The sequence below is a fragment of the Reyranella sp. genome (assembly GCF_965227665.1).
Lineage (GTDB): Bacteria > Pseudomonadota > Alphaproteobacteria > Reyranellales > Reyranellaceae > Reyranella.
Map to the genome: position 1 here is coordinate 1,470,001 of NZ_OZ245767.1, position 23,628 is coordinate 1,493,628.

Sequence of the window (23,628 nt, forward strand, 5' to 3'; positions counted from 1 at the left end):
GGAATCTCGGGCTTGATGCCGAGATCGAGGACCGGCCAGGTCTCGACCTCGCGCTGGCCGGGCGGCAGGCGCTCCGACGGCGCCGCGCTCTTTCCGGTAAGCAGGCGGCCTTCCTCGGCCCACTTCTGCTTGCTGTCGACCAGCTTGCCCTTGATTTCGCCGGACAGGGTGACGTCGTCGTCGGCCATGGAACCTCTCAGATGCTGCGGCCCGCTTTCTCCCAATATGGCGCGCGCAGTTTCCGTTTGAAGATCTTGCCCGAATCCTCACGGGGAAGTGCGGCAGTGAGCTCGACCACCCGGGGCACCTTGTAGCGCGCCAGATGCTCGGCCAGATAGGCGCGCACGGATGCCGCATCCAGGGAGGCACCGGCCGCCGGCTCGACATGGGCGCAGATCTGCTCCCCGAACTCCTCGTCGGGAATACCGAACACGGCACAGTCGCGCACGCCCGGCATCTGGATCAGCACCCCCTCGATCTCCGCCGGGTAGATGTTGACGCCGCCCGAGATGATCATGTCGCGCTTGCGATCGCACAGGAACAGGAAGCCGTCGGCATCGACGTAGCCCACGTCGCCCACCGTGACGAGCTGGCCGAGCGAAATCTCGCGGCGCTTGGCGTCGTCGTTGTTGTAGGTGAACTCCGAAAGATGAGGCCCGCGCAGGTAGATCTCCCCGACCTCGCCCTGCTTCACGTCCTGCCCGTCCTCATCCACGATTCGCAGGACGCCTCCGGGCACCAGGCGGCCGACCGTGCCGGGCTTGCGCAGCGCCTCTTCCGATCCGTGCCAGACCACGACGCCGGTCTCGGTCGCGCCGTAATATTCGTTGATGACCGGCCCCCACCACTCAATCATCTGGCGCTTCACGGCCGGCGCACAGGGGGCGGCGCCGTGGCTGACGAAGCTGAGCGACGAGACGTCGTAGCGCGCCCGGACGTCCGCCGGCAGGCGCAGCAGGCGCACGAACATGGTCGGCACGATGTGCATGTGGGTGACCCCGTGCCGCGCAATCAGGCGCAGCATGTCCTCGGCCTCGAAACGCGGCTGCAGCACCATGTGCAGGCCGAGCCGCGCGCTCGCCATGCCATAGGCGGCTGGAGCGGAGTGGTACATCGGGCCGTTCATCAGCACGACGATCGCGGGATCGGGCTTCAGGCCCCAGAACAAAGCGGCTTCCTGCGCCCCGGCCGCCTGCTGCTCGGGCGTGCTCGGCTGGCGCCGCACGCCCTTGGGCCGCCCCGTCGTCCCGGAGGTGTAGATCATGCTGCCGCGCGACGGACGCGGCGGCTCGGTGCGAGGCGCGGAGGCCGCGACGAAAGCGTCCCAGGCCTGGGCGCCGGCCGGCACACGACGCTTCTCGGCAGGCACACCGTAAGCCGCGGCGATTTCGTCCGGCGTCGGGACGGCGAAGACTTTCACGCCCTTGGGCACGCCGCCGGCGATCTGCGCCAGCAGGTCGGTGTGCGCCACCAGCACGCTCGCGCCGCTGTCGCGCAGGATGTAGTTCGCTTCCTCGGGCGTGAAGTGCCAGTTGATCGGCACCGCATAGGCGCCGAGCTGGCTTGCGGCCATGTTCACTTCGAAGGTCGCGAAGTCGTTACGCAGCATCAGGGCGACGCTGCCATTCTCGCCGACGCCCAGCGCCTCGAGCCCGCCGGCGGCGCGCGCGGCATTGGCCTGGATCTCGGCCCAGGCCCGGAATCTTTCTCCCGCCGTGACGCCTGCGTTCATTTTTTTCCTCCCTTCTTGCCGGGCAGCGCGAGCGCGCCCTTGAACATCAGCGCGCCGTGATATCCGGCGAGTGTGCGGATATCCGGCCCGTGATCGAGCATGCCCGCCTGCTTCAGCATGACCAGCCCGTGCGTGGCGGCCCACATCGACCAGCCGAACAGCAGCGGATCGGCGTCGATCAACCCGGCCTTCACCATGTCTTCCGCCTGCCGCGTCACGAAGGTGCGGGCCCGCTTCGACTCGCGCAACAGGTCGGGATGGTCGTCGCTTATCGGCTGGTCGATCTCGAACATGATGCGATAGGCATGCGGATGCTCGTCGGCGAACCGCAGATAGGCGTCGCCGACGCGGCGCGCCCGGTCCAGCGGTTCCCCACCTCCAGCCGCCGCAGCCTCGAGCGTGTCGGCGAACCGGGAGAAGGCCTCGGCCCGCACCGTCGCCAGGATGTCGGCCTTGTCCTTGAAGTAGCGATAGGGCGTCTTGGGACTGCAGCCCAGCGCCTCGGCCAGCTGGCGCATGGTGACACCCTCATAGCCGAAGCGGGCGAAGCGCTCGGTGGCGACCCGGCACAACTCGGCGCGGAAATCGGCGATGTCCTGTTCGGTCAGATAACGCGGCATCGAAGCCCTTTCATACACACTGTGTAAGAAAAAGCCTCCGCCCGGTCAAACCCCGACGTCCATCAGGCGGTCTCGGCGAACAGCTCGCGGCCGATCAGCATGCGGCGGATCTCGCTGGTGCCGGCACCGATCTCGTAGAGCTTGGCGTCGCGCAGCAGGCGGCCGGTCGGATAGTCGTTGATGTAGCCGTTGCCGCCCAGCAGCTGGATGGCGTCGAGAGCGACCATCGTCGCCTTCTCGGCGGCATAGAGGATCGCGCCGGCCGAGTCCTTGCGCGTGGTTTGGCCGCGGTCGCACGCTTTGGCGACGGCGTACACGTAGGCCTTGCAGGCGTTCATCGTGGTGTACATGTCCGCCAGTTTGCCCTGCACCAGCTGGAACTCGCCGATCGCCTGGCCGAACTGCTTGCGCTCGTGGACATAGGGCACGACGATATCCATCGCCGCCTGCATGATGCCGATCGGCCCCGCCGCCAGCACCGCGCGCTCATAGTCGAGCCCGCTCATCAGCACGTTGACGCCCTTGCCCACCGCGCCCAGCACATTCTCCTCGGGGATCTCGCAATCCTCGAACACGAGCTCGCCGGTCGAGGAGCCGCGCATGCCCATCTTGTCGAGCTTCTGCGCGACCTTGAAGCCCTTGCGGTCGGTCTCGACGATGAAGGTCGTGATGCCGCGCGAGCCGGCCGCCGGATCGGTCTTGGCATAGACCACGATCAGCTGCGCATCGGGGCTGTTGGTGATCCACATCTTGGTGCCGTTCAGGACGTAGCGGTCGCCCTTCTTCTCGGCCCGCAGCTTCATCGATACGACGTCCGACCCCGCGCCCGATTCGCTCATGGCGAGGCTGCCGACATGCTCGCCGGAGATCAGCTTGGGCAGGAAACGCTTCTTCTGCTCGTCGGTGCCGGTGCGGCGGATCTGGTTGATGCAGAGGTTCGAGTGGGCGCCGTAGCTCAGCCCGACTGCCGCCGAGGCGCGGCTGATCTCCTCGACCGCCACGACATGCTCAAGGTAGCCGAGGCCCGACCCGCCAAACTCCTCCTCGACGGTGATGCCGTGCAGGCCGAGCTCGCCCATCTTCGGCCACAGCTCGCGCGGGAACCGGTCGGACTTGTCGATCTCGGCGGCGATCGGCGCCACCTCGGTCGCGGCAAATCGCTGGACTTGGTCGCGCAGCGCATCGGCGGTTTCACCCAGGCCGAAATCGAACGGCGGCATCGCATTCGGGATCATGTCTGTCCTCACCTTTGTCGGGGACGATACCTCAAAGCAGGAAGATCGTCGCCAGCCCGAGGAAGGTGAGGAATCCGGTCACGTCGGTAACCATGGTGAGGAACACCGTCGACGAGACGGCGGGGTCGACTCCGAATTTCTGCAGACCGAGCGGGATCAGCGAGCCGGCCAGCGACGCGGCCATCAGGTTACAGACCATCGAAGCGGCAATGACCGCGCCCAGCCGCCAGTCGTGGAACACGAGCATGACCCCCGCCGCGAGGAGCGTGGCAAACAGGAGACCGTTCAGGCTGCCGACGACCGCCTCCTTGCCGATGAAGCGCAGCGCATTGGCCGCCGTCAGCTCTCCCATCGCCAAGGCGCGCACCGTGACGGTAACGGTCTGGATTCCGGCATTGCCGCCCATCGAGGCCACGATCGGCATGAGGGCGGCCAGGATGACGATCTTCTCGATCGTGTCCTCGAACTGGCTGATCACGAAGGAGGCGACCAGCGCCGTGGCGACGTTGACCAGCAGCCACGGCGCCCGCAGGCGCGCCGTGCGCACGGTGTCGGCGTGCATGTCGTCGGAGCCGACGCCGCCCATCTTGAGCAGGTCTTCTTCCGCCTCCTCGTCGATCACATCGACCACGTCGTCGACCATGATCACGCCGAGCAACCGCCCGTCATCATCGACGACCGGGCATGAGACCAGGTTCTTGTCGCGGAAGACGTGCGCCACCTCGGCCTGGTCGGCCATGACCGGCAGCGACGGGATGTCGGGATCGACGATCTCGAGGATCGGCACGGGGCGCTTGGTGCGCAGCATGCGGCCGAGCGGCACGGCGCCGCGAAGATGGCCGTCCGCGTCGACGACGAAGATGTCGTAGACGTCGTCGGGCAGATCGGTCGCCTCGCGGCAATGGTCGATGACCTCGCCCACGGTCCAGGAGTCGGCCACCTTTACCAGCGACCGCTGCATGAGGCGACCGGCCGCGTCCTCTGGATAGGCCAGGGCGCGCTCGATGTCGGCGCGCTCGTCGGCGGGGATCTCCGCCAGGACTTCCTGCCGTTCCTCTTCCGTCAGGTCCTCGAGGATTGTGGCCGCATCGTCGGCCTCGAGTTCGCGCGCGGCGGCCGCGATCTCCTTGCTGTCGAGCTGGTCGAGAACGTCCTCGAGGACCTCCTCGTCGAGCTCGGTCAGGGCCTCGGGATCGAGGTCGCCCTTGAGGATGCCGACAAGCTTGTCGCGCTCGTCCTCGGAGATCTGTTCGAGAATGGAGGCCTGGCCCGTGGCGCTGAGATTGCTCAGCAGCGCCCTCGCCTCCTCCTGCCTGTCGTCGCTGAGCGCCGCCTCGACGCGCCGGACGAGGTCCGGCGTTACTTCGTCGAGATGGTCGATCTCGCCGCTCACCCACGCGCCTCGGCGAGGCGTTGCGCTTCGACCACGGCCAGCGCGGTCATGTTGAGGATGCCGCGCGCGGTCACCGACGGGGTGAGCACATGCGCAGGCAGATCGGTGCCCAGCAGGATCGGTCCGATGTGCAGCCCGTCAGCCGCTTCCTTCAGGAGATTGAAGGAGATGTTGGCGGCATCCAGCGACGGACAGACGACGAGGTTTGCCGCTTCCTTGAGCTTCGATCGCGGAAAGACGCTGTTGCGGATTTCGACGTTGAGCGCGGCGTCACCGTGCATCTCGCCGTCGACCTCGAGGGTGGGCGCCCGCTGGTGCAGGATCTTGACCGCGGCCGCCATCTTCTTGGCCGAGGCGTGCTCGGAGCCGCCGAAGCTCGAATGCGAGATCAGCGCGACCTTGGGCTGGAGGCCGAACCGCAGCACCTCGTCCGCGGCCAGCAGGGTGATCTCGGCCAGCGTCTCCGGATCCGGGTCGTAGTTCACATAGGTATCGGCGATGAACAGCGCGCGGGTCGGCATGACCAGCAGGCTGAGGGCCGCCATGTTTTTGGCGCCCTCGCGCAGGCCGATGACGTCGCGCACATGGGCCAGGTGGGTGCGGAATCGGCCATAGGCGCCGGCGATCATCGCATCGGCATCGCCGAGCTTCACCGCCAGCGCGGCGATCAGGGTCGGGCTGGAACGCACGAGGTTGCGCGCCGTCGGCTCGGTAACGCCCTTGCGTTCCATCAGCTCGAGATAGGCGCCCCAGTATTTGTCGTAACGCGGGTCGCTGGACGGATCGACCAGCTCGACATCGACACCCGGCTGGAAGCGCAGGCCAAGCCGCTCGGCGCGCCGGCGCACGATCTCCGGCCGGCCGATCAGGATCGGCTTGGCGATGCCCTCGTCCAGGATGATCTGCGCGGCGCGCAGGACGCGATCGTCCTCGCCGGCGCTGAAGATGACGCGCTTCGGATCGGAGCGCGCCTGAGCGAACACCGGCCGCATGACCAGGCCGGACTTGAAGACGAACTGGCTGAGCTGCTGGCGGTAGGCATCGAAGTCGGTGATCGGCCGCGTCGCGACGCCGCTGTCCATGGCGGCTTTCGCAACGGCCGGCGCCAGCTCGACGATCAGGCGCGGATCGAACGGCTTGGGAATGATCTGGGTGGGGCCGAAGCCGCCCGCCTGCTCGCCGAAGGCGCGCGCCACGACCTCGGAGGGCTCCTTGCGGGCCAGCGCCGCCAGGGCGCGCACGCAGGCGATCTTCATCTCGTCGTTGACCGTCGTGGCCCCGACGTCGAGCGCACCGCGGAAGATGTAGGGGAAGCAGAGGACGTTGTTGACCTGGTTGGGATAATCGCTGCGGCCGGTCGCCATGATCGCGTCGTCGCGGACGCCGGCCACGTCTTCCGGGGTGATCTCGGGATTGGGATTGGCCAGCGCGAAGATCAGCGGCCGGGCGGCCATCCGGGCCACCATCTCGGGCTTCAGGACGCCGGCGGCCGAGAGGCCGAGGAAGACATCGGCGCCGCCGATCACCTCACCCAGGGTGCGGGCCTGGGTGTCGCGGGCATAGCGCTCCTTCCACGGGTCCATCTGCTCGTTGCGGCCTTTCCAGACCACACCGGCGATGTCGGTGACCCACATGTTCTCGCGCGGCAGGCCGAGCTTCTCCAGCACGCCGAGGCACGACAGGGCCGCCGCCCCCGCGCCGGACACGACCAGCTTCACCTTGGCGATGTCCTTGCCGACCAGCGACAGGGCGTTGAACAGCGCGGCGCCGACGATGATGGCGGTGCCGTGCTGATCGTCGTGGAACACCGGGATCTTCATGCGCTCGCGCAGCTTCTGCTCGACGTAGAAGCATTCCGGCGCCTTGATGTCCTCGAGGTTGATGCCGCCGAAGGTCGGCTCGAGCGCCGCGACGATGTCGACCAGCTTGTCCTGGTCCAGTTCGGCCAGTTCGAGGTCGAAGACGTCGATGCCGGCGAATTTCTTGAAGAGGACGCCCTTGCCCTCCATCACCGGCTTGGCGGCCAGCGGCCCGATCGCGCCCAGCCCCAGCACGGCGGTGCCGTTGGTGACGACGGCGACCAGATTGGCGCGGGAGGTGAGTTCGGCGGCCGTCGCGGGATCGCGCACGATCTCGTTGCAGGCCGCCGCTACGCCGGGCGAATAGGCCAGCGAGAGGTCGCGCTGGGTCGCCAGCGGCTTGGTCGGGACGACCTCGATCTTCCCGGGTCGGGGCAGGCGATGGTAACGGAGGGCGCTTTCGCTGAGATCGTCGGCCAAAGCACTCTCCCACCTGCAAACAAAAAGGGCCGCCCGTTGGCAACTGCCAACAGACGGCGACCTCTACCTTTTCGTTCGAACCGGCGATGGTGCGGCCAAGAAGACTCGAACTTCCACGCCTCGCGGCACTAGCACCTCAAGCTAGCGCGTCTACCAATTCCGCCATGGCCGCGCCGGTTCGATGGCGCGGGGGATACCAAATCGCTCTCGCAGTGGCAAGGCGGGCTTGCACGAAGACGGCGAAGTGCCGATTTTGCCACAATGAACAGGCTCGAATGGCGCATCTCCGACGACGTTGTCCCCTATGAGGAAGCATTGGCGACCATGGAGGCTCGGGTCGCCGCCATCCGTGCGGGACAGGCGGGCGAAATGGTGTGGCTGCTGGAGCATCCCCCGCTCTACACCGCAGGCACGAGTGCCCGGACGCAGGACCTTCTGCAGCCGGCCCGCTTTCCGGTCCATGTCGCCGGTCGCGGCGGCCAGTACACCTATCACGGCCCCGGCCAGCGGGTGGCCTATGTGATGCTGGACCTCCGGGCGCGCCGGCAGGACGTGCGGCGTTACGTTTCCGACCTCGAGGAATGGACCATCCGCACGCTCGGTCGCTTCAACGTCAAGGCGGAGCGGCGCGAGGGCCGGGTCGGCGTCTGGGTCGTGCGACCGGACAAGCCGCCGCTGCCCGATGGCAGCCCGCGCGAAGACAAGATCGCCGCCATCGGCGTGCGCATCCGCCATTGGGTGGCATTCCACGGCATCTCGATCAACGTCGAGCCCGACCTGTCGCACTACGCAGGAATCGTTCCCTGCGGCATCGCCGACCATGGCGTCACGTCGCTGGTCGATCTCGGCTTGCCCGTGACCCTAGCCGACCTCGATGCGGCCCTGGCGGAGACCTTCCAGGAAGTGTTCGGCGCTAGGACCGAGGCCCCTCTTCCCATGGCCCTTTGAGCAGTTCCTCCAGGTCGCGCGCAGCGTGCACTATGCGCACGACCTGAACGGCGCCGTGGGCTATGAAGTAGAGAATCACATACGATTCGAAGCCCGAAACCGGCCAGGCGCGAAGGCCACTGACGATATGGTCGAGCCGGGGCGAGCCGATCCCAGGATGACGCAGCAGCACGTCGAACGCCTGTTCAACCTCATCCAGAAACCGGTAGGCGGCGCGAGGATTGCGCTCGGCAATGAAAGCGGCGTGCTCGTCGATGTCCTCGACTGCCCGACGCCGCCGGACGAGCTTCACAAGCTTCTTTTTGCGATCGTCCGTCGCAGGTTTTCTCGACGCTTGCGCCAGAAACCGCGGTCTTCGGCTTCGACAGGGCTTTCCAGTCCCTCGCGAACCAACTCGGCCAGTCGCTCCTCGGCCCTGGCCCGCTGGTCCTTCCGGATCAGGTCGCGGACATACTCGCTCGACGACGCATAGCGCCCCGCCGCGATCTCTCGGTCGACGTGTGCCTTGAGTTCGGGCGAGATAGCCACATTCATGGTGGTAGCCATGTCGGCAATATAGGGTGATTGGCAATATCTGCCAATCGCCACTGAACGGTTCAGGCCGTCGGCCGCCGCGTAAAGCCCGGCGGCAGGACATCGAGGTCGACCGGCTCGACGTCGACGGCGTCCACCCGCGCGAGGGTCGGGCCGCGGCGGCAGGCTTCGATCATCCTGCCCACCGCCTCGTCGTCACCGACGACCAGCGCCTCGACCGAGCCGTCGGTGCGGTTGCGGACCCAGCCGCTGAGGCCGAGCCGCTGTGCCGTCGCCATCGCCCAGTCGCGGTAGCCGACACCCTGGACCCGGCCGGTGATCGCGAGGCGCGCCTGCAACGCCATCCGCTCAGGCGAACTCGATGATCTTCTGGTCGACGCGCAGGCTGTCGCCGGCCTTGGCATGGAGCGTTTTCACCGTGCCGTCACGCGTGGCGCGCAGCACGTTCTCCATCTTCATCGCCTCGACCACGGCCAGCGCCTCGCCGGCCTTGATCTCCTGCCCCTCGCTCACCGCCACGGAGGCCAGCAGGCCCGGCATCGGCGACAGCAGGAATTTCGACGTGTCCGGCGCCGCCTTGACCGGCATCAGCGCGTAGAGCTCGGCCTGGCGCGGGGTCAGGACCAGCACGTCCGCCTGCCCGCCTTCATGCGTCAGGCGCCAGCCGGAGCCCAGCGTATCGATCTGCACGACGACCGGATGCTGGTCGACCTTGGCCCGCATCAGCGGCTCACCCGGCGTCCAGGCGGACTCGATCTCGATCCGGCGGGCGTCGATGTCGACGGCGAATTCGAGGCCGCCGCCGCTGACGGAAACCGGCATCGCGGTGCGATTGAGCATGACGACGCGTTCGGACTGCGGCGCGCCGGCGCGATGGGCATGGATACGATCCACCACCGCGGCGACCGCCGCCAGCACCGCCGCGTCCTTCGGCGGCAGATGCTCGGCCGTGAAGCCACCCTTGAACTCCTCGGCGATAAAGTTCGTGGTGAGCTTGCCGGCGCGGAAGCGCGGATGGGCCATCAACGCGGCCAGGAACGGCACGTTGTGGGACACGCCGCGGACGTAGAACTCGTCCAGCGCGCGGCGCATGCGATCGATCGCCTCGTCGCGCGTGTTCCCGTGCGTGCAGAGCTTGGCGATCATCGGGTCGTAGAACATCGAGATCTCGCCGCCCTCGTAGACGCCGGTATCGACGCGCACGTCGGGTCCCGCCTCGGGTTCGCGGTACTTCACCAGCCGTCCCGTGGACGGCAGGAAATTGCGGAACGGGTCTTCGGCGTAGAGACGCGCCTCGACGGCCCAGCCCTGCAGCTTCACGTCCTTCTGCTGGAACGGCAGCTTGCCGCCCGCCGCCACGCGGATCATCAGCTCGACGAGGTCGAGGCCGGTGATCAGCTCCGTCACCGGATGCTCGACCTGCAGGCGCGTGTTCATCTCGAGGAAGTAGAACTTGCGGTTCTTGTCGACGATGAACTCGACGGTGCCAGCGCTCTTGTACTTGACCGCCTTGGCCAGGGCGACCGCCTGCTCGCCCATCGCCTTGCGCGTCTTGGCGTCGAGGAACGGGCTTGGCGCCTCCTCGATCACCTTCTGGTGGCGGCGCTGGATCGAGCACTCGCGTTCCCAGAGATAGACGCAGTTGCCGTGGCCGTCGGCGATCAGCTGGATCTCGATGTGGCGGGGCTCCTCCACATACTTCTCGATGAACACGCGGTCGTCGGCGAACGAGGCCTTGGCCTCGTTGGTCGCCGACCCGAACCCTTCATGCGCCTCGGCATCGTTGTAGGCGATGCGCATGCCCTTGCCGCCGCCGCCGGCCGAGGCCTTGATCATGACCGGGTAGCCGATCTTCCGGGCGATCTTCACCGCCTCGTCGGCATTGGGAATCGCCGCGAGATAGCCGGGGACCGTGCTGACGCCGGCCGCCTGTGCGAGCTTCTTGGATTCGATCTTGTCGCCCATGGCGTAGATGGCGTGGGCGTCGGGACCGATGAAGGCGATGCCGGCCTCGGCCAGCGCCTTCTGGAAGGCTTCCTTCTCGGAGAGGAAGCCGTAGCCCGGATGCACCGCCTGCGCGCCCGTCGCCTTGCAGGCCTCGACGATCTTGTCGATCAGCAGATACGACTGCGCCGAGGGCGGCGGTCCGATCAGCACCGCCTCGTCGGCCTCGCGCACATGCAGCGCGTCGGCGTCGGCTTCGGAGTAGACCGCCACGGTCTTGATGCCGAGGCGCTTGCAGGTCCGGATGACCCGGCAGGCGATCTCGCCGCGGTTGGCGATCAGGATCTTGTCGAACAGCGGTCCATCGGCGGCAGCCTTCGGGGCCGGCGCCTTCTTCGCAACCACGACGCTCTTGGCGGGCGTGGTCTTGGCGGGCGTGGTCTTGGCGGGTGCGCTCTTGGCGGCGACCTTGGCGACCTTCTTCTTGGCGGCCATGCTCACATTCCTTCTTTTCTGCGATCGAAGAAGCCCTTGGCCCACATTGAGTGCGCGCCGATCAGGGGCAACCAGACGATGAGGACCCAGAGCCACCACGGATACTGGCGGCTCACGATGAAATTCAGCGGGATGATCACGAGCAGCGCGAGAAGCCCGACCATCAGGTGCTTGCGCACGATCCGGCCGCGCCTCATGCGCTCCTCGGGAGACAGATGCACGGCGTCGCCGTCACAGAGGCACGTTGCCGTGCTTGCGCCACGGGTTCTCGAGCTTCTTGGTCTCGAGCGTGGCCAGCGCCCGGCAGATGCGGCGGCGCGTGCCGTGCGGCATGATCACGTCGTCGATGAAGCCGCGATTGGCCGCCACGAACGGATTGGCGAACTTCTGGCGGTATTCCTCGGTGCGCGCCGCGATCTTGTTGGCGTCGCCGACGTCGGACCGGAAGATGATCTCGACCGCGCCCTTGGCGCCCATCACCGCGATCTCGGCGCCGGGCCAGGCATAGTTGACGTCGCCGCGCAGGTGCTTGGACGCCATGACGTCGTAGGCGCCGCCATAGGCCTTGCGGGTGATCACAGTCACCTTGGGCACGGTGGCCTCGGCATAGGCATAGAGCAGCTTGGCGCCATGCTTGATGATGCCGCCGAACTCCTGGGTCGTGCCCGGCAGGAAGCCCGGCACGTCGACGAACGTCACGATCGGGATGTTGAAGGCGTCGCAGAAGCGCACGAAGCGCGCGGCCTTGCGCGAGCTGTCGATGTCGAGGCAGCCGGCCAGCACCATCGGCTGGTTGGCCACGAAGCCCACCGAGCGGCCGGCCATGCGGCCGAAGCCCACCACCATGTTCGCCGCCCATTCCGGCGACAGTTCGAAGAAGTCGCCCTCGTCCACGACCTTCAGGATCAGCTCCTTGATGTCGTAGGGCTTGTTGGGGTTCTCGGGCACCAGCGTGTCGAGCGAGAAGTCGTCGCGATCGACCGGATCGAGGGTCGGGCGAACCGGCGCCTTCTCGCGATTGTTCGAGGGCAGGAAGTCGACGAAGCGGCGGAGCTGCAGCAGCGCCTCGATGTCGTTCTCGTAGGCGAGGTCGGCCACGCCCGACTTCTGGGTATGGGTGAGCGCGCCGCCCAGCTCCTCCTGCGTCACCGTCTCGTGCGTGACGGTCTTCACCACGTCGGGGCCGGTGACGAACATGTAGGAACTGTCCTTCACCATGAAGATGAAGTCGGTCATCGCCGGCGAATAGACCGCGCCGCCGGCGCAGGGGCCCATGACCATCGAAATTTGCGGGATCACGCCGGACGCCAGCACGTTGCGCTGGAACACGTCGGCATAGCCCGCGAGCGAGTCGACACCCTCCTGGATGCGCGCGCCGCCCGAATCGTTCAGGCCGAGCACCGGAGCGCCGACCTTCATGGCCATGTCCATGACCTTGCAGATTTTGGTGGCGTGCATGCCGGACAATGCACCGCCGAAGACCGTGAAATCCTGGCTGAAGACATAGACCAGCCGGCCGTTGATGGTGCCGTGGCCGGTGACCACGCCGTCGCCCGGGATCTTCTGGTTCTCCATGCCGAAATCGATCGAACGGTGCTCGACGAACATGTCGTATTCCTCGAACGACCCCGGATCGAGGAGTGCGTCGATACGCTCGCGCGCCGTCAGCTTGCCCTTGGCGTGCTGCGCCTCGATGCGGCGCTCGCCGCCGCCCAGACGCGCCGCTGCCCGCCTGCGCTCGAGTTCTTCCAACATTTTCTGCATCTAAATCTCCGGCCCTCGGTCAGTTTTCGGCCAATAACGCGATCACGTCTAGCGGAGGAATTTCGTCTCGTTGTCCTTCACCGTTCCCATTCCCTGCAAATCGAATACCGCGTCGACCGAGGCAATACTCGCCTCGACGCCGTGAATTCCGCCGTCGCGGCGGATCTGCGCGAAGGTCGCCCGCATCGCCCCAACCGCGGCCCGGATCGCGTGGTTGCCCCAGATCAGCAGACCGACCTTCTTCAGTTCCCTCACCCGCGCCACCGTCATCTGCGGATAGGCGGTCGGCACCAGCGCAATCGGCACCTTGCCGTCCCAAGCCTTGATGAAGGCCTCGATCTCGTCCGGCGTCTTCTGCTTGGAATGGACGAGGATCAGGTCGGCGCCCGCCGCCTCGTAAGCCCGGGCCCGTTTCAGCGCCTCGTCCTGGCCGAGACCCGCGATCAGCGCCTCGGTGCGGGCCACGACGACAAGATCGGGATCGCGCCGGGCCGAGCGCGCCGCTTCGATCTTGCCCTGGAACTCCTCGATGCGGACCATGTCCTGACGGCCGCCGGCGATCAGGCTGGTGACCTTGGGGAAGCTCTTGTCCTCCATCACGATAGCGCCGACGCCGGCACGTTCGTACTGCTCCACGGCATAGAGGACGTTGATGGCGTTGCCGAAGCCGGTGTCGATGTCGGCCACCACCGGCAGGCCCGACCGGTCGACCATGGCGCGCGTCATGTCGAGATGCTGGGTCATCGACACGATGCTGACGTCGGGCACGCCGTACAGCGCGGACAGTTCGAAGCCGGAGGCCCAGATCGCGTCGAAGCCCGCTTCCGCGGCAAGCATCGCCGACAGTGGGCTGTGCGCCGCCATTGCCTCGACGAGGCCCTTCTCGGCCATGATCTTCCGCAGTCGGGTGCCCGCTCCCATGATTCCCCTCAGCCGCGCAGGCGCGCGTTTTCCAGAAGTGAAAGAAAGCGCGCACACGCCTCGATGTCCCGGCGCACGCCGTCGCGCTGTTTCTCCGCGATCGGATCGTCGCCCCAGCGATCGACCTGATAGAGTTCGTCCATCTGGGCGGCGGCAAAGGCGGCGGCCGCATCGAGGCGCCCCTCCGACACCGCCAGCCCGATCACCACCGATCCCGCCGTGTGCGTGAGATTGTAGAGCGCCGACAGCGCCAGATCGCCATGTGCCGAAACCGCCTCGTGAAGCCGCGCCTTCGCCTCTTCGGGTTGCTCCACGAAGCCGATACCGTCGGCGGTGACCAGCCGGGCGCCATGACGCTCGGCCGCCCAGTCCAGCAAGGGCTGCCACAGCTCCTGCTGCAGCCTCACAAGGCTCTCCGGCGCCGTCGCGCGATAGCAGAGAAGATCCGAGCCGGCATACTTCGCCGTATCGGCGATCACGTCGGCGCGCCTCGCCACGACGCGGTCTACGCCGGTCGCGGCGAGACGCGTGAGCGGCAGATGCGCGGCATTGATCTCGGCCTTGTCGGGCACCGCCGCCCATTCAGCAGCGATCGCCTCGGCGAGCGCACGCGTCGGCACGACCAGCACCGCCTTGGCCGGCGTCCGCATGGGCTTGCCATCGAGCAGGATGCGAAAGCCGCCCTCGCCCTCGTCGACGCCCGTATGCTTGTAAAACCGCTTCATTCATCTCCCGAACGGCGCCAGGCATCCGCGATACGAAATCGCTGCATCGCAGCCTGTGACCCGCGCGACGGGCTTACATGGGAGGTGGGGAGGACGACAAGGCCCCCGATTCGGCCCGTTTCGCCTCAGAAAAGTACAGCCGTATAACTTGGAGAAGCGCCGCCGGCTCCGCCTGCAGCGAGCCGCTGGTAAACGTGACGGGACTTCCGGCCAGCCGCCAGTTGATGGACTTCGCCAACCGCTGGAGGCCGTTGCCGCGCGCAATGTACTTTGGGGGATCGTATAGCCTGAGCGACAGAAAGGCTCCGCCTCTCCCCAAACCTTCCCTGATCTCGCTCACGTCCGCCCAATCGACCCAGCCGAAAGCAAGGCCCGTCGGCCGGAAGAGGAATCCCTGGCGATTGATGACGAGCCCCGGCTCATTCGCAGTCAGGGTTCTCAGATGACCGTAGGCAAGCAACAGGAAGAAGAAGACACCAAACCCCAGGACAACCTGGTGGAAAGGGTTCGATCCGACACCCGGTGCCGCAAGCAGCATCCAGGCCCCCGCCACCGCCATCGCGAGACTGGCAGTCGCCAGAAAGCCGACCTTCGAACGACTGACCGGGATTGCGACTTCGGACGGCATCTCTCCGGTCACGGCCGGCCTTGGCTGCGCTGCGGACCCGACGTCTGCCCCTGTGGACGCGACGCCCGCTGACGAACGTCGGAAGTGGGCGCCGGCAACTGCGCCCGCAGCCCCGGCCGAAGGGCCTCGACCCGCGGCGCCAGCACCGCGCAGGCATTGGCGCCGGCCGGCCGGCCGGCCTGCGCGACCTGCGCGACCAGGCTCGGGATCGGGCCACCGCCCACCAGCAACTTGGACAGGTTGGGATCCACGGCGCTCGCCGTGGCCTTCCCGGCCCCGCCCTTGATGCGCATCGGCACGGCCAGCGCCGCGTTCTGATGGTCGCGCGCCTCAGGCGCCAGCATGAACTCCCAGTTGTCGGTGCGCAGATGGAAGTACCCGCCACCCACCAGCACGCCGCGCGGCGTGTCGACGACCAGGCGCCTGAGATTGGCGACTCCGCCGCTCACTTCGAAGCGGCCGGCAATGCAGTTGAAGGGCACGCCGGCATCGCCACCGCCCAGCAACCGCTGCGTCTCCGGCGGCCAGTTGGCGAGCTGGCTGTGCGGCCACAACCCCTTGCCCATGGCGATGTCGATCGAGCCGTTGGCCGTATTCAGCGCATCGCGCGTCGTGCGCCCGCCGCCGCGCAGGCGCAGGTCGACGTCGGCAACGCCGTCGCGCAGGCCGAAGTCGAGGCCGAGCAGCGTCGACAGCTCGCCCAGGGAGACGCGGTTGGCCGTCGCCGTCAGGGTGGTCTGGCCCATGCGCCCGGCCGGGTCGTAGACGAGATCGACGCCGGCCGAGCCGCCGCCGACGGTCGCGGCCGCGCGGAAGGTGAAGCGCGTCTCGCCGGAGACCAGCGTCACCGAGGCGTTCTGCATCTTGGCTCCCAGCCCCACGACCTCGCCTAGCCTCACCGTGACCGACAGGCTGGAACGGCCGAGCCAGCTCGCGGAAAACGGCAGGGTCGGTATGAGCCGCGGCGGTGGCGCGGACACCTGAGCCGGTGCGGCGGGCGCGGCGATGGCGGGCGGCGCCTTGAGTTCCGACACGTCGAGGCGGGTCACGTCGGCATTGACGATGACGGTCGGCGTGCCCTTGCGGTCGACGCGAAACAGCGCCTCGCCGGCCGCCTCGCTCGAGCCGACTTTCAGGGACGTTACCTCGACCTTGAAACCGTTGCGCTGGGTCGAGGCCTTGGCGTTCATCGCATAGGGGCCGCCTACGGGGACAGGCAGGCGGATGTAGGGGCCGAGGACCGAGACGTCGGCGCCTTCCGAATTGATCTGCAGCGACGTGCCCTTGGCGTTGATGCTGCCCTTGATCGAGATCTTGCCGTCGCCGAAGGCGCCCTGGAGGTCGAGGTTGCCGGGCAGCCCGGCCATCCAGCCGTTGAACGACCCGGCGGTGCCGGTCAGTTCCATGGGCACGCCCTGGGCCACGCCGAACCGGCCGTCGACCTGAAGGGTCTGGTTCGGCGCCGCCGCCTTGAAGGTGGCGTTGGGAATTTCGAGCACGACCGGCGGCCGGCCCGCCCCTTCCGAGACTGTCAGCACGGAGTCGCGGACCTCGACCGTATTTATCCACGGGAAGGCCGCCGCCGTGCGCAGACGCAGCGAGCGGTTCTCGCCGGGATGCGGGCCCGACCCGTCGGGTGGCGGCAGCATCTCGAGGTTGCTGTCGCCCACGTCGTTGCGCTCGACCGCGATGTCTGCGCCCTCGAGCAGGATCCGACCGATCTTGACCTCGCCCAGCAACAGCGAGAACGGATCGAGGAACAAGGTCATGCGACGCACGCGGGCGAGATCAGGCCGGGATCCCCATGCTGCGCTGGAGAGCGTGACGCCTTCGGCCACCATCGCCGGCTCGCTGCCGAGCCTGATGGAGAGCGGCACGCGGGCCGCCAGTTCGCGCCCCGTGACCTTGCGAACCTGTTCGGTCATGCGCGCCTGATAGCGCGACAGGTCCCTGGTCGCGGCCCAGACGACGCCGACGACGGCGGCGATCGGCACCGCCACCGCCGTGATCACCGCCACGCGCCTCCAGGGTATCCGCATTATGCTCGATTCTCGCTCAAACACCGTCCGTCGAGAAGCCAAATGCCTCGACGGTGCGGCGGAAGTGAGGAGGCAGTTCGGCCACGGCCGTCAACTCTCCCTTGCCCGACGGGTGCGGCAGCGACAGGCGGCGGGCATGGAGATGCAGCCGGCGCCCCTCGGCGACCGCCGCCAGAAGGGCCTCCTCGCCGCCGTACTTACGATCGCCCAGGATCGGACAGCCCATTTCCGCGCAATGGACGCGCAACTGGTGGGTACGGCCGGTGCGCGGCCACAGCGCCAGCAGCGCGGCGCGCCGGCCGGCACGATCAATCTCGCGGAAGTGGGTGAGCGCCTTCTGCCCGTTCTCCTCGTCGACCTGCATCAGCTCGCGGTCGCGTGCTCCAGGGCGCTTGGCGAGCGGCAGGTCGATCGTGCCCTCCTTCTTGGGCGGCACACCGACGACGATCGCCCAGTAGAGCTTCTCGGTCTCGCGGTCCCGGAAGGACTCCGCGAGGCGCTTGGCGGCCAGTGCGGTGCGCGCGATCAGCAGCAGGCCGCTCGTATCCTTGTCGAGCCGATGGACAAGGCGCGGCCGCTGCTCGAACCCGAAGCGCAGCGCATCCAGCATGCCATCGATGTGTTTTTCCGTGCCGCTGCCCCCCTGGACGGCCAGCCCCGGCGGTTTGTTGAGCACGATCACGTGATCGTCGCGATGGATCACCATCCGCTGGATCTCGGCGGCGTCGCGGTCGGAGACGGTCGGCTTCGCCTCGGTTCGCGGCTTGGGTGCCGGCGTATGCGTGACCCCGGGCGGGAGACGGATCGACTGGCCGGGCTCGACCCTGTCCTTGCCCTCGGCCCGCTTGCCGTCGATCCGGACCTGCCCGGTGCGCAGGAGCTTCTGCAGCGCGCCGTGGCTCAGCTCGGGGAAATGACGCTGGAACCACCGATCCAGGCGCATGCCGGCCTCGTCATCGGTCACGGCGCGGGTCTGGACCTTGGTCTGTTGGCTACCACCACTGGCGGGGCTGTCACTCATGGCGCACAAACTACGGGACAAGCTACACAGGGTCCATGGAATCGGTGTCCTTCGACACGCTGACGTTCGAGCATCCGACGGCCTGCCGTCCGGCGCGAATTTCCGCGACCCTGCACATTCCGGCGGACCGGCCGGAACCACTCCCCTGCATGGTCATCCTGACCAGCAGCGCCGGCGTCCAGCGCCACCGCGAGCACTACTACGCCGAGCTGCTGAACGCGGCCGGGGCCGCCGCGCTGATCGTCGACAGTTTCAGGAGCCGCGGCGTCCGGCGTACCGTGGCCGACCAGAGCCTGGTCTCGGCGGCGCAGATGGAGGGCGATGCCTTCGCAGCGCTTGCCCTGCTCCGCGACGACCGCCGCTTCGATCCGGAGCGTATCGGCATCATGGGGGTGTCGAAGGGCGGTGTGGCCACGCTCAACGCTGCCCTCGCCGTGCGTCAGCGCTGGCGCCAGGGCTTCCCGCACCTGTTCGACATCCACGTCGCCCTCTGCCCCGGCGCAACGGCCCAGCATCGCGACGCCAGCACACACGGCAAGCCGATGTTCTTCATGCTGGCCGCCAAGGACGACTACACGCCGGCCGAGCTGGCCATCGAATATGCCGAGCGCATGCGGGCGGCCGGCAACGACCGGATCCGGGTGAAGGTCTATGGCGGCGCCCATCACGGCTGGGAGTCGCTGGGGCCGGTCTTCGACATCAAGGATGCCGAGAACTGGTCGTGCTGCCGCAACATCATCGAGGATGACGGCCGTCACTTCGTGCCCTCCCTCGGACTGGCGATGGACGAACCCGAATTCCAGGCCTGGGCGCGACGGCACTGCGTCACCCGGGGCGCCCGCGCGGGCGGTGGAACGGCCGATCTGAAGCAGCGCGCCAGTGCCGACCTGATTGCCTTCCTCGCCGTTCACGGATTCGTGCGCTGATGGACGAATCGGCCGACTCTACTTATACTTAAAACTGTGAATCGATCTCATTTTGTCGCCGCTTTCCTGGCGTTCGCGCTCTCCTTTTCGGGAGCCTCGTCGTCCTACGCTTCAGGCGTGCTGTGGACCGGGTCCGGTCCCGCAACCGCGCGTGCCGAGGCCTTGCTGAAGGCGCTGCGAAGCGCCGGCGACCACGGGCTCGATCCCGCTTGGTACAACCTCGCCGAGGTCGAGCGGGCCATGGCGCCAGGCGCCGATCCGGGGGCGGCCGAGAGCCTGTTGTCGGCGGTGTTCGTCGCTTACGCCAGCGACGTCTCGACCGGCCGCGTCCGGGCCAACCGGGTCGACAAGGAAATCGACATCATCCAGCGCAAGGCAGACAAGGCCGAGCTCCTGCAGGCGGCGGCCGATGCGCCGGACTTCGCGGCCTATCTCGCGACGCTGCCGCCCAAGGGCGACTACCCGGCGCTGCAGAAGGCGCTGGCGGCCTGGCGCGAGAAGAAGACGCGGACGACCTACACCGCGATGCCCGACGGCAGCGCGCTGAAGCCCGGCATGATCGACGCCCGCGTGCCTGTGCTGCGCAAGCGTCTGGCCGAGCTCGACTTCACGGTGCCGCCGGCCGGCGTCGTCGCCGACCTCTACGACGAGCCGTTGGTCGGGGTGGTCAAGTCGTACCAGGAGATGAAAGGCCTGACCGTCGATGGCGTCATCGGCGCCAAGACGGTGCGCTCGCTCAACACCACGATCGACGAACGCATCGAGCAGATCGTCGCCAACCTGGAGCGCCGACGCTGGCTGCCGGAGTATCTCGGCAGCCGCTTCGTCTACGTCAACACCGGCGACTACTCGATGGTGTTCGTGAACGAGGGCAAGATCGCCTTCCAGAGCCAGGTCATCGTCGGCACCCCGAAGGACCCGACGCCCGAGATCCAGTCGACCATGCGCGGCTTCCAGACCAACCCGTACTGGACGGTGCCGCCGTCGATCGCCGGCGAGGAGTATCTGCCGATGCTGCGGCGTGACCCCAACGCCCTGGCCAGCAACGGCTTCAAGATCTTCGCGAGCTGGAGCCACGACGACGAAATCGATCCCAACACGATCGACTGGAGCTCCATCCATCCCAAGGCCTTCCCCTACCGCATCCGGCAGGATTCGGGCGCGTCGAACGCGCTGGGCTACATCTTCTTCCCGTTCAACAACAAGTACGGGATCTACATGCACGATACGGCGAGCCGCTGGCTGTTCACCGAGGGCAGCCGCAACTTCAGCCACGGCTGCATCCGCCTGCAGAACCCGCTCGACTTCGTCGAGAAGGTGTTCAACGGCAAGAACGGCTTCAGCAAGGACCGGGTCCAGCAGGCGATCAAGGACGGCCAGCAGGCCCACTACACCTTCCCCGAGCCGATCACCCTTTACGTGACCTACCGGACCGTCAGCGCGAATGCCGAGGGCGTGCCGACCTTCCGCGACGACGTCTACGGCCGCGACCGCAGGGTCGTGCGGGCGATGGCCAAGCCCTGACGGCTCAGCGCGATCGTCCGTCCTTCGGCGCTCCCGGACATCGCTTCACGATGTCCTGACGCTCCGCGGCCGAGCTTCGCTCGGCCCTCTACCGCTTCTTTTCCCTGAGCTTCTTCCAGTAATCGAGCCGCTTCACGATCTCGCGCTCGAAGCCGCGCTCGACCGGCTGGTAGAACTCTTCGCGGTTCATGTTGTCGGGGAAGTAGTTCTGGCCCGAGAAGCCGTCGGCGGCATTGTGGTCGTACTCGTAGCCCTTGCCGTAGCCGATCTCCTTCATGAGCTTGGTCGGCGCATTCAGGATGTGCATCGGCGGCGTCAGTGAGCCATGGGTCTTGGCGGCACGCTTGGCAGCCCCGAAAGCGACATAAGCCGCGTTCGATTTCGGCGCGGTGCCGAGATAGATCACCGCCTGCGCAATCGCCAGCTCGCCCTCGGGGGACCCCAGCCGTTCGTAGGTCTCCCACGCCGCCAGCGTCTGGGTCAGCGCCTGGGGATCGGCCATGCCGATATCCTCGACGGCGAAGCGCACCAGGCGGCGCGCGATGTATTTCGGGTCCTCGCCGCCGTCGAGCATGCGGGCGAACCAGTAGAGCGCGGCATCGACGTCCGACCCGCGCAGCGACTTGTGCAGCGCGCTGATCAGATTGTAGTGCGCTTCTTGGGCCTTGTCGTAGAGCGGCGCGCGCTTCTGCAGGAGCGTCGCCAGCCGCGCGGGCGGCACCGGTCCCTTGTCCTTCAGCTGCGCGAGCTGTTCGGCGAGGCCGATCATGTAGCGGCCATCGCCGTCGGCCATGGCGAACAGCGCCTGGCGGCCCGTCTCGTCGATCGGAAGCGGCCGGCCGAGGGCTTCCTCAGCACGCCCGAGCACCGCTGACAGGGCCGCGTCGTCGAGGCGGCGCAGCACCAGTACCTGGCAGCGCGACAGAAGCGCCGCGTTCAGTTCGAAGGACGGGTTCTCGGTAGTGGCGCCGATCAGCGTCACCGTCCCGTCCTCGACATAGGGCAGGAAACCATCCTGCTGGGCGCGGTTGAAGCGATGGATCTCGTCGACGAAGAGCAGCGTGCCCTTGCCGTCCTTGCGACGCTGGCGGGCCGCCTCGAACACGCGGCGCAGGTCGGCCACGCCGGAAAACACCGCCGACAGCGGCTCGAAATGCAGGTCGACGGCTTCGGCAAGAAGCCGGGCGATGGTCGTCTTGCCGCAACCCGGCGGCCCCCACAGGATCAGCGAGCCGAGCTTGCGGGCCTCGAGCATGCGGCCGAGAGGCCCCTCGGGTCCCAGCAGGTGATCCTGGCCCAGGATCTCATCCAGTGCCTTGGGACGCAGGCGTTCGGCCAGCGGCGTCGGGGCGAGCGAGGCGAAGAGTTCAGCCGGCACGGCCCGACGCTTTCATGGGGTCAGCGGAACTGGACGGGAAACACCACGCCGTCGCGGCCCACGCTGATGCTGTTGATGCCGCTGGCGACGCGCTTCTTAAGCTCGGCCACGTTCTTCACTTCCTGGCCGTTGACCGCCAGGATCATGTCCCCGGGACGCACGAAGCGGCCGGCATAGGCGCCGCTCTTCACGTCGACGATGATGATGCCGGGGCGCCACTCCGCCAGGCCCATCTCCTCGGCGACGGCGGGCGACATGTTGACCACCGAGGCGCCGGACAAGGGCTGGCGGCCCTCGAGCAGCGACAGCTCACGCGGCGGATCCTCGGGCGGCGCCGCGAGCTTCAGGTCCACGACCACTTCCTTGCCGCCGCGCATGACCTTCACCGGGACGACCGTTCCGACATTGAGCGTCGAAAGCCTGAATCGCAGCGCCGCCTCGTCGTCGATCGCCTGTTCGCGAATGCCGACGATCACGTCGTTGCGCTTCAGCCCCGCATCGGCGCCCGGACCGCCGGCGAAGACGTCCTTCACGACCAGGCCGGCCGGCCGCGACAGGCCGAAGCCCGAGGCCAGGTCGGGCGTCACGCGCTGCATGCTGACGCCCAGCCACGGCCGCACGATGCGGCCGCCCTTCGTTCCGGTCGAAATCATGCGCTCGACGATGTTGGAGGGGGTGGCGAAGCCGATGCCGACCGAGCCGCCGCTCTGCGAGTAGATCGCGGTGTTGATCCCGATCAGCCTGCCGTCGAGCGCGACCAGCGCGCCGCCCGAGTTGCCCGGATTGATGGCCGCGTCGGTCTGCAGGAAGAAGTTCGAATCGTTGATGCCGCCGGCGCTGCGCGCCACGGCCGAGACGATGCCGCTGGTGACGGTCTGGTTGAGGCCGAACGGGTTGCCGATCGCCAGCACGACGTCGCCCACTTCGATCGAATCGGAATCGCGCAGTTCCAGGAACGGGAATTTCTCGTCCGAGCCTTCGATCCGCAGCAGCGCCAGGTCGTAGCGCTCGTCCTGGGTGATGAGCTTGGCCTCGTACTCGCGACGGTCGGCCAGCACGACGCGGATCTCGTCGGCGCCCTTCACGACATGGGCATTGGTGACGATCAGACCGTCGGCGCCCACCAGCACGCCGGACCCCAGCGAGTTCTGCACCCGCTCGCTCCCCTGCTGGGGCATGCCGGGAAACGGGAACGGCAGGCGGCGCTGCACGCGGGCGGTGGTGGTCGTGTAGATATTGACCACGGCCGGCGACACGCGCTTGACCAGCGGCGCGAAAGAATAGGCGAGCTCGCTGCGCGAGCTCGGAAGCCCCTGCGCCACGGCAGCCGGGGCCACGGAAGTCGCCACGCCGCATCCCACGAGAATCGCCGCCAGAACCAGCCGCCGCATCATACAGACATCTCCTTGGTCGGCCCGGATTTGCGGATTGTCTTGCGGCAAATCAAGGGCGGATATCCGCTGGCATATCGATTGCAACGTCCGGGCACAACACGCCAGCCCATTGGCGCGAGAGGAAACCG

At 67.4% G+C, this 23,628-nt stretch carries 22 protein-coding genes and 1 tRNA gene (1 of these 23 only partly in view); 3 read left to right on the forward strand and 20 right to left on the reverse strand.

Annotated elements, in window-relative coordinates; translation table 11 throughout:
- The 7 genes from ACO07I_RS07055 to ACO07I_RS07085 form a co-directional block, all read right to left on the reverse strand.
- Window positions 1–188, reverse strand: partial view of a sulfite oxidase-like oxidoreductase gene (locus ACO07I_RS07055; RefSeq protein WP_422015692.1) — the beginning only. The gene continues 487 nt to the left of window position 1, outside the view; the window shows 188 of its 675 coding nt (coding positions 1–188); it begins with the start codon at window positions 186–188; its stop codon lies beyond the left edge, outside the window.
- An 8-nt stretch (window positions 189–196) separates the two neighbouring features.
- Complete coding sequence (locus ACO07I_RS07060) at window positions 197–1,732, reverse strand: acyl-CoA synthetase (RefSeq protein ID WP_422015694.1); 1,536 nt, start codon at window positions 1,730–1,732, stop codon at window positions 197–199.
- Window positions 1,729–2,352, reverse strand: coding sequence for a TetR/AcrR family transcriptional regulator (locus ACO07I_RS07065; RefSeq protein ID WP_422015696.1), 624 nt, complete (start codon window positions 2,350–2,352; stop codon window positions 1,729–1,731). The genes ACO07I_RS07060 and ACO07I_RS07065 overlap by 4 nt, the downstream gene beginning before the upstream one ends.
- Before the next feature lie 62 nt (window positions 2,353–2,414).
- On the reverse strand, window positions 2,415–3,587 hold the full coding sequence (locus ACO07I_RS07070; protein ID WP_422015698.1) for an isovaleryl-CoA dehydrogenase: 1,173 nt from the start codon (window positions 3,585–3,587) through the stop codon (window positions 2,415–2,417).
- Window positions 3,588–3,618: 31 nt separating this feature from the next.
- A complete protein-coding gene (mgtE, locus tag ACO07I_RS07075) occupies window positions 3,619–4,980 on the reverse strand; it encodes a magnesium transporter (protein ID WP_422015700.1) in 1,362 nt (453 codons plus the stop codon).
- Window positions 4,977–7,259, reverse strand: coding sequence for an NADP-dependent malic enzyme (locus ACO07I_RS07080; RefSeq protein ID WP_422015702.1), 2,283 nt, complete (start codon window positions 7,257–7,259; stop codon window positions 4,977–4,979). Before ACO07I_RS07080 ends, mgtE begins: the two co-directional genes overlap by 4 nt.
- Before the next feature lie 87 nt (window positions 7,260–7,346).
- A tRNA-Leu gene (locus ACO07I_RS07085) sits at window positions 7,347–7,431 on the reverse strand.
- A gap of 89 nt (window positions 7,432–7,520) precedes the next feature.
- Here ACO07I_RS07085 and lipB point away from each other — a divergent pair.
- A complete protein-coding gene (gene lipB, locus ACO07I_RS07090; RefSeq protein WP_422015704.1) occupies window positions 7,521–8,207 on the forward strand; it encodes a lipoyl(octanoyl) transferase LipB in 687 nt (228 codons plus the stop codon).
- On the opposite strand, the gene ACO07I_RS07095 is transcribed toward lipB, so the two are convergent.
- The 11 genes from ACO07I_RS07095 to ACO07I_RS07145 form a co-directional block, all read right to left on the reverse strand.
- The gene (locus tag ACO07I_RS07095) at window positions 8,173–8,499 is read right to left on the reverse strand and encodes a type II toxin-antitoxin system RelE/ParE family toxin (RefSeq protein ID WP_422015706.1); all 327 of its coding nucleotides are present in this window, start codon (window positions 8,497–8,499) and stop codon (window positions 8,173–8,175) included. The two genes, lipB and ACO07I_RS07095, sit on opposite strands and share 35 nt — an antisense overlap.
- Window positions 8,496–8,753: a type II toxin-antitoxin system ParD family antitoxin gene (locus ACO07I_RS07100; protein WP_422015708.1), complete on the reverse strand. Its 258-nt coding sequence runs from the start codon at window positions 8,751–8,753 to the stop codon at window positions 8,496–8,498. The genes ACO07I_RS07095 and ACO07I_RS07100 overlap by 4 nt, the downstream gene beginning before the upstream one ends.
- A gap of 50 nt (window positions 8,754–8,803) precedes the next feature.
- Window positions 8,804–9,085, reverse strand: coding sequence for an acylphosphatase (locus tag ACO07I_RS07105; protein WP_422015710.1), 282 nt, complete (start codon window positions 9,083–9,085; stop codon window positions 8,804–8,806).
- Window positions 9,086–9,089: 4 nt separating this feature from the next.
- The gene (locus ACO07I_RS07110; protein WP_422018187.1) at window positions 9,090–11,042 is read right to left on the reverse strand and encodes an acetyl-CoA carboxylase biotin carboxylase subunit; all 1,953 of its coding nucleotides are present in this window, start codon (window positions 11,040–11,042) and stop codon (window positions 9,090–9,092) included.
- Between the two features lie 140 nt (window positions 11,043–11,182).
- On the reverse strand, window positions 11,183–11,377 hold the full coding sequence (locus ACO07I_RS07115; protein ID WP_422015712.1) for a hypothetical protein: 195 nt from the start codon (window positions 11,375–11,377) through the stop codon (window positions 11,183–11,185).
- A 34-nt stretch (window positions 11,378–11,411) separates the two neighbouring features.
- Window positions 11,412–12,944: an acyl-CoA carboxylase subunit beta gene (locus ACO07I_RS07120; RefSeq protein WP_422015714.1), complete on the reverse strand. Its 1,533-nt coding sequence runs from the start codon at window positions 12,942–12,944 to the stop codon at window positions 11,412–11,414.
- A gap of 48 nt (window positions 12,945–12,992) precedes the next feature.
- The gene (locus ACO07I_RS07125; RefSeq protein WP_422015716.1) at window positions 12,993–13,865 is read right to left on the reverse strand and encodes a phosphonopyruvate hydrolase; all 873 of its coding nucleotides are present in this window, start codon (window positions 13,863–13,865) and stop codon (window positions 12,993–12,995) included.
- Between the two features lie 8 nt (window positions 13,866–13,873).
- Window positions 13,874–14,590: an ATP12 family chaperone protein gene (locus ACO07I_RS07130; RefSeq protein WP_422015718.1), complete on the reverse strand. Its 717-nt coding sequence runs from the start codon at window positions 14,588–14,590 to the stop codon at window positions 13,874–13,876.
- Between the two features lie 73 nt (window positions 14,591–14,663).
- Complete coding sequence (locus ACO07I_RS07135) at window positions 14,664–15,218, reverse strand: STM3941 family protein (protein WP_422015720.1); 555 nt, start codon at window positions 15,216–15,218, stop codon at window positions 14,664–14,666.
- Between the two features lie 8 nt (window positions 15,219–15,226).
- Window positions 15,227–17,236, reverse strand: coding sequence for an AsmA family protein (locus ACO07I_RS07140; protein ID WP_422015722.1), 2,010 nt, complete (start codon window positions 17,234–17,236; stop codon window positions 15,227–15,229).
- 37 nt (window positions 17,237–17,273) lie between these two features.
- Complete coding sequence (locus ACO07I_RS07145) at window positions 17,274–18,278, reverse strand: RluA family pseudouridine synthase (RefSeq protein ID WP_422015724.1); 1,005 nt, start codon at window positions 18,276–18,278, stop codon at window positions 17,274–17,276.
- Window positions 18,279–18,313: 35 nt separating this feature from the next.
- Between ACO07I_RS07145 and ACO07I_RS07150 the strand changes: the two genes are divergently transcribed.
- Together ACO07I_RS07150 and ACO07I_RS07155 are read left to right on the forward strand one after the other, a co-directional pair.
- The gene (locus tag ACO07I_RS07150) at window positions 18,314–19,204 is read left to right on the forward strand and encodes a dienelactone hydrolase family protein (RefSeq protein ID WP_422015726.1); all 891 of its coding nucleotides are present in this window, start codon (window positions 18,314–18,316) and stop codon (window positions 19,202–19,204) included.
- A gap of 117 nt (window positions 19,205–19,321) precedes the next feature.
- Window positions 19,322–20,728, forward strand: a complete 1,407-nt coding sequence (locus ACO07I_RS07155; protein WP_422015728.1) for a L,D-transpeptidase family protein — start codon at window positions 19,322–19,324, stop codon at window positions 20,726–20,728.
- 88 nt (window positions 20,729–20,816) lie between these two features.
- On the opposite strand, the gene ACO07I_RS07160 is transcribed toward ACO07I_RS07155, so the two are convergent.
- Both ACO07I_RS07160 and ACO07I_RS07165 read right to left on the reverse strand, forming a co-directional pair.
- Complete coding sequence (locus tag ACO07I_RS07160; protein WP_422015730.1) at window positions 20,817–22,106, reverse strand: replication-associated recombination protein A; 1,290 nt, start codon at window positions 22,104–22,106, stop codon at window positions 20,817–20,819.
- Between the two features lie 20 nt (window positions 22,107–22,126).
- Window positions 22,127–23,500, reverse strand: coding sequence for a Do family serine endopeptidase (locus tag ACO07I_RS07165; protein ID WP_422015732.1), 1,374 nt, complete (start codon window positions 23,498–23,500; stop codon window positions 22,127–22,129).
- Window positions 23,501–23,628: the final 128 nt, after the last annotated feature.